The 4,716-nt window shown below is 46.9% G+C and carries 1 pseudogene; it reads right to left on the bottom strand.

From position 1 onward, the window contains the following. Positions 1-4,716 (bottom strand): annotated as a pseudogene (locus ACED41_RS21350) (hypothetical protein); the annotation flags it as partial.

The raw sequence follows: 4,716 nt of genomic DNA, 5'->3' as shown, positions 1-4,716 counted from the left end.
CATCGATATTAGTCAGCATGTCTTCGTTGACCGTCAATGTGAACGTGTAATCAATCTTGCCGCCCGGCGATATGTCGACCAAGGTGAACAGGTCTTTGTCGTCATCAAAGGTGCCAGGTTGAGTTTCAGCCCCTTCTGATGTTGCCGTTAGTGTCCATTCATCAAACGCATTACTAAAATTACCATCAATATGATCACCCATGGATTCAGAGAACTGGGTGTAAAGCGCGACATCTTTGGCTATACCTCGGCCTATGTTTTGCACCACTAAGTGATACTCAACCTGCTCTCCCGGCACGTAATACGGGGCATCGGTAAACAGCTCAGCTTGAACCACAGCCGCAACTGTTTGAACTGGAGGACTGATAACATCGCCGCCATCTACTTGCGCAGTATTAATGATGTGTCCGGTCGCGATATCGACTACGGTGCCTTTTGAGCGGAACACAACTGTGCCGTGCGGTGCAATATCCACACTGTACTCAATCGGGCTAATTTGCTCCGTCGTCGTTCCTACCGTGGTTGACTCAACAACCAAAGAAGTGGTTCCAGCAACAAAAGCAGGCCCAGTGGTACCATCGTAATAGCCCACCTCTATCGTGCTCATGTCATCGACAACACTTAAATCGCTGATGTAGTTGTTAGAGGTGTTTTCAATGGTAATCAAGAATTCCAGCTCACCACCCGGCTCATACTCGGTTTGTACGTTAGTTTTCGTCGCAACAAACTCAGAGTCTTTCGGTGTCATGACTACCGTTGAGTCTTGTGGTGTTCCGTTATAAGTGATGGTTGCCGTGTTACTGATATCGCCAATCGCCGTCGTACGAATCAACGCCTTAACATGGAATGTCACGGTACTTTGTGGCGCCACATCCATACTCACATCGATATCTTCACTCAAGTCGAACGTCTTGGGAGTGACAACAGAGCGATCATCCGAGGCGTCAAAGCTCACTTCCCATAGTAGGAATGCCGACTCTTGTTTATCCGCGGTCGTGTCGACTTGAATGTCACTGATGATGTCTTGAAGTTGAACACCAGATGCAAACGCATCAGAGCTGTTGGTTACGGTGATGTCGTAGTTAATCAGCTTGGTTACTTCATACGATGGCGTATCAACCGTCTTCTTGACCGAAACCGTCGCCAACACTGGTGTACTGGTAGCACTGTCATCAAATGTTGTGCCGTCAAAGGTCGCTGATGCGATGTTAGTAATATCGCCTGTCGCCAACGGATTAGTCGCAACTTGAATAGTGAAAACAATACTGTCTTGAGGCGCAATATCGAGCGTCTCATGAAGGTCTTCACCACGGGTTGCATCCGGTACTGGGGTTTCACCGGTTGTCGATACCGCCGATATTTGGATTGAAGCAGGGTCAAAAGCTTGTTCAGTCGTACCACCTGCAATCGTGGTTTCAACCGACTTCAGCGCATCTTCAATAGCAACATCTTCAGCCCAACCTAAGCCATTATTCTTAACGGTCACGGTGTACTGAAGTGTTTCTCCCGGAAGGTACTCTGCTTTATCGACATCTTTAGTGATCTCAACTTGCGCATCTTCTGGAATGTAGGTCGCGTCTGCAGAGTGCTCACCGTCGGCGCTATCAACTTTAACGACGTTAGTGATCTCGCCTTTGGCCTTATCATTAACAGTGTTGGTCACGACAAATGAATAACTGTCACCCGGGTGAATGCTGTAAGTCGCACTATAACCCTGCGTGTTATTAACCACATCTTTGCGAGCGTTCAGTGCTGGATCGCCACTGCCATCAAGCTGTTCGTCACTAATGACCCAATTACCTGTCAACGCTTGTTCTTGACCTGGGCTGTTAGCCACCTCTGTCATGATAGTGTCGATACGATCGGTTAGAACTTGATCGACAAGGTAACCTTCACCCGTGTTAGCCACAGTGACCTTGTATGAGATTGGTTGACCCGGTTGGTATTTGGCATCAGGTTCTGCAATTGGCGTCGTTTCTTTGGTTAGAACCAATTGACCCGACTTCGGAGTGATAAAGCCTTCTCGTAAGCGAGCAATCTTTGAATCGTCCAAACCATGTCGTAGATAAGCCGTATTAGTAAAGCGCCCAATCGCGTCATCTCGTACCTTGCCTTGGACGTGAATACGGACAACTGTGTACTTATCACCGCCACCCGTACCGGCATCGTCACGCCCTGCCATCTTGATCGATTCAACAGGTAAATCGATGTCAGGACTGTTTTGACCAACTAGCTTATCTAACTCTGAGAAATCATTAGCGTCAGGGTCTGACGGCGCCGAGTTATAAAGCACATCGTAATCAACCGTCCATTCTGTCAATGCCGTTTTCATTGAGCCGTCGACGGTTTCGACTTCAAAGCCGCTGATGATGTCACGAATCGAAAACAGGCCAGAATCCACATCGTCATTGGTGATGTCGATGTAGTAATTCACTGTTCCACCAGGCACGTACTCAGGCGTATCCGTCCATTTATCAATCAGGATATTCGAGCGGCCCGGATCAAGTACGATGTCGTTGGTGTTATCACCGTTCACTTGCGCCGTGTTGGTAATAGTGCCTGTCGCTGAAGTCGACACGGTGCCTTTCACGTCAAACACAATACGCTCACCAGGACGAAGATCGACAGTTGCATTCAATGGTACGCTACCGTTGTAGTTACCTTGCACGTCATAAGTGCCAACAGGTTCAACCGCAATAGCCGTTGTCCAGCTAGAGAACGCATCATCGCCATCTTCGGTTTTAATGGTGTGAATCGCATCAATAACGCTCACGTCATTTGCGATGCTATCGCCTGTGTTATCTAACGTAACTTGATACTCAACATCACCACGTGGTGCGTAAGTACAACCGCTGCCATCGTTTGAAGGAACAGAACACCCTGCCGATTCACCATCGGTATACACCAAGGTTTTGAAGTAATCGAGTTCAGCATCTTTAGGTGGTATCACTTGCGACGTTGCAGAGTCACTTCCTGCGGTCACTTGGTTCGCATCAATCGTGCCCAAAGCGTCGTCACGAACGACACCGGTTAAGTTAAAGGTCAGCACTTCTCCCGCTGCAATATCGGTTTCAATATCAAGGTTGCCACTGGTGTTGTAGCTTGGTACATAGGTATCAATGTTGGCATCAATACCATTGCTGACTTCATGGATTATATCGCCAGAAACAAAAGCGGATTCCGTTTTACCGCCAATCACTTCGACTTGAATGTCTGTGATTGTGTCTTTGATCTGAATATCATTCGCCCAACCGTTTTCAGGGTTTGTGACTACAAATTCATACTCAACTTCGTCACCCGGAAGATAGGTATCACCATCATTGAACGGGTTGCCGTTGATCGACACCACCCGTTTTTCAACACTGGTATTATTTTCAAGCGGCATTAAATTCGCTGTTCGAGCACTACCGTCATACGTCGCTTTATTTTGAATGTCACCCAATGCATCTTCACGAATTTGAGCATGAATAGTGAACGTTAAGCTTTCTTGAGGCGCGATAACAATCTCGTTATCAATATCGATGTTATTGCCCGGTACAAAGTCAATCGCGTCGGTAATAGAGCCTGTCGCAGCCGTTTTATCTAGGCTAACTTCCCAGCCAACCAAGAACGGTTGTCCAACAGGATCACCACCTGAAGTGGTGCTGTCTTCTGCAATACGAGTTTGAATTTCCGAAATCGCATCTTCTAGGCGAGAACCATATTCAATACCATCGCCCGCATTCTTAATCTCAACGCGGTAGTAAACCTCACTCTCGCCAAAAGCTTGAGAATATTCAGTTTTTTGCGAAGAGAAGCCTGCATCATAAAACGCTTTTTTAGAGAACGTGACTTCAGGATCCGCCATCGTTGATGGTGGCGATACCGCGATCAACTCATTGCCATTGTCTTCGTCGATGAAAGCTTTGTTGGTAAAAGAACCAACCGCTTTCGGACTGATCTTGGCTTTTATGACATAGCGGACAAACGCTGACGATGCAGCTCGGCCAAAGTTGTCTGCCGAGATATCGAAGTGAGTATCAATCGGCTTATTGTCTTGGATTGAGTTATCAACATCTGGGTTGGAAATACCTGAGCTATCAGTGAATGTTTCAATCGTCCAGCTATCAAAGGCAGGGCCACGCGTTCCATCAAAGTATTGAGTGTTAATTTGGTCGATGTCATCACGCAAGCTCATATCATCAACGTGGGCGCTCGCAATGTTCTCAATTAAAATTTCATACTCAACATAACCACCTGGCATGTAGTTAGTTGCGCCAACCAGTTCGTTTTCATCCGTGTCGTAATACGCCAGAATGTTCTTTTCAAAATCAACTTTTCGAGCTTCTTGACGAATATCATGAGAAATGGTGTCGCCATCAACGGTTAGAACGTTAACAACATCACCATTGGCTTTGTCATTGATGGTCGCGACAACTTGGTACTCAAGCTTAGCGCCCATCGGAATATCGGCTTCAACATTTAGGTTACTGTTGGTTGATGTGTAAACATTGCCAGCACCTGCGCCCGCATCCACATACTCAGAATCAGTTCCAGTTGCGATCGATGTGATGGTCCAATCTGAATACGCTGGTCCTGTATTACCATCCACTAAGCTGACCGTAATATCTTCGAGGTTATCGACGATTGGAATATCGTGAGCGTTACCTTTGCCGTCATTCTCAATCACTAAGTGATAGGTCACGGTTTGAGCGGGCTCGTACACCGCTTCATCAG

It is taken from the genome of Vibrio sp. 1F255, assembly GCF_041439145.1.
Taxonomy (GTDB): domain Bacteria; phylum Pseudomonadota; class Gammaproteobacteria; order Enterobacterales; family Vibrionaceae; genus Vibrio; species Vibrio crassostreae_C.
The sequence above is the reverse complement of the archived record's forward strand: the minus strand, read 5'-3'. Positions and strand labels throughout refer to the sequence as shown.